The 2,353-nt window shown below is 60.3% G+C and carries 2 protein-coding genes and 1 pseudogene; all 3 read left to right on the top strand.

Annotated features, from left to right (window positions below; all coding sequences use genetic code 11):
• Positions 1-371, top strand: a pseudogene (locus AC1DO7_RS40970) (hypothetical protein); the annotation flags it as partial.
• A gap of 1 nt (position 372) precedes the next feature.
• Positions 373-567 carry a hypothetical protein gene (locus AC1DO7_RS40965; RefSeq protein WP_441623556.1) on the top strand — a complete coding sequence of 65 codons (195 nt, stop codon included), beginning with the start codon at positions 373-375 and terminating at the stop codon, positions 565-567.
• A gap of 377 nt (positions 568-944) precedes the next feature.
• The coding region (locus AC1DO7_RS40960; protein WP_477117544.1) for an RNA polymerase sigma factor region1.1 domain-containing protein at positions 945-2,353 on the top strand (1,409 nt) is incomplete at its 3' end.

Raw genomic sequence — 2,353 nt, 5'->3', positions numbered from 1 at the left:
GGTCTTTACCTTGGCATCGACACCGATTCACAAAATCCACGCGTACACTTCACTTCTATAACTTTTCCTACGCGAGTGCAAAAAGTCATGGCTGTTGGCTACGAATTCCCGTTTCCGTAGCCATGAAGCGGCACGAGGCCGAGTACCTGGCCGCCTTGCAGTCCTATTCCCGTCCGGCGCGGGATCTCGTTGGCGTGCAGTGGATTGGCGAAGGAGACTACCGCTTCTCTTTCAAAAGCGACGACGCGATGTTTCGGTACTGGGATGCCACGCCGTGCGTCGCTTTTGGCTTCAAGATGGCGGAACTGGCGCTGGAGGTAGAACTGCGGCACGAAACCGAGTTCATCGCTCGCTACGACCAGATTGCGTAGCGTGAACGAACAGGTGGACTTGATGGGCAACGACCTGACCACGCTGATCATCATCTGCATGGACGCCGGCGGCACGATCGCGAACAAAAAGCGCAAGCGATATGCGACACGCGTACCGGAGCGCTACTTCGATGTCATCGAAAATGCCGTGCGCGAGGTGCTTGACGACGTTGATGCCGACGGCTCGTCCTTCTGAGTCCCAACATTAGGTGACTGCGTCAGACGGATCTATCAGGCCGCTGAAACTCGATCCATCCCCTCTGAGAGCAGCCGTCCCGGGCCACGGCCAGAGACGGCATCGCCCGTTTTACGGCGTGTACCGCGGCGCGTAGCTGGCCGCGCGTGCCGCCACCGTGAGCCTGAGCCGGCCCATCATCTGCCGCGTGGCGTCACCAATGACTGGTAACGGCGAGACTGAAGGCCATTGCCTGTTGCGCCGCACAACGAGGTCCAGTATCATTCATGGTCCCCCATTTTGCGCACACCGGATTCCTGCGGGAGGCATTCCGGCCTCGACAGTCCGTGCGTCATTCCACGATTTCGTTCGCACCCCGCAGGCGTGACCCAGCCGTCATGTCCGCGACGATCGTCGGCCTACCCGGCCAGGAGAATAGATTGGCAAATCCGGTTCGCGCCGACTCAGCATCCCGCTTGATCGAGATCACCTCCAAGACCAGCCGCCGCAGGTCGGCAGGAAAGACCCAGGCCGTCGCAATACCGCTGGACATCGTGTCTACGCACCGGGATGAGGAGCGTCAACGCCAGATGCGAGCGCTGATCGCGCTTGGCCGTGAGCGCGGTTATCTCACCCACGCGGACATCAACGATCACCTGCCTGACAACTTTACGCAAACCGCTGCGATGGAGACGATCGTCAGCACGTTCAGCGACATGGGGGTGGCCGTGTATGAGCAGGCGCCGGACGCGGAGACGCTCCTGTTAAGCGACGCCGCGCCTGGCGCGGCAGCATCCGACGATCAGGCGGCTGAGGAAGCGGAAGCGGCGCTGTCGACTGTCGATTCCGAATTCGGCCGCACGACTGATCCGGTCCGGCTCTACATGCGCGAAATGGGCGCAAATCAATTGCTGACCCGCGCCGGCGAAATCGAGATCGCAAAACGCATCGAAGGCGGCCTGCAGGACATGATTCAGGCGATCGCCGCGTGCCCGTCGATCGTGTCAATGATTCTTGCCGATGTGGACCGCATCGTCGCTGGCGAACTGCGTATCGACGAACTGGTCGACGGCATCAGCGACCACGCGGACGAAGGCGAAATGACGCCAGAATCCGATGACGGTCCAGTGGAGGCGGACACCTCCGACAACGACCCGGACGATGAAGACGTTGAAACGGATGCCGGGGATCCGGACAAAGCGAACGCAGTCCGTCTTGAACAACTGACGATCGACAGTCTTGCGATATTCGCGCGCGTGCGTGCCCTGTTCGAGCAGATGCCGGAAACACCCGTTACTGGAAAAGCCCGTTCCGCAGCCGTGGCGCAAGTACGTTCGGAGATCCAGCGCGAACTGGCGCCGATCCGCTTTACGGCCAAAACGATCGACCGCCTGTGTGCCAGTGTGCATGAACAGGTTACCGAGGTTCGTGCGGTCGAGCGCAGCATCCTGGAGATCGCCGTCGAACGTTGCGGCATGCCACGCGAGGCGTTTGTCGATTCGTTCCCGGGCCACGAGACAGACCTTGAATGGACCAGCCACGTGGCTGCGACTTCGCAGCGGTTTGGCGCGGCGCTCGAGCGACATCTGCCGGCCATTCAGGCCTGCCAACAGAAGCTCATCGACATCGAGGCCAGGGTCTTGCTGCCGCTCCAGCAGCTCAAGCAGATCAACCGCCAGATGAGTTCTGCCGAGTTGAAAATGCGGCAGGCCAAGCGAGAGATGATCGAAGCGAATCTCCGTCTCGTCATTTCAATTGCCAAGAAATACATGAACCGCGGCATGCAGTTTCTGGATCTGATCCAGGA

The organism is Cupriavidus sp. 05N40 (genome assembly GCF_056397305.1).
Note: the sequence above shows the minus strand (reverse complement) of the source record. Positions and strands in the feature narration are given on the sequence as shown.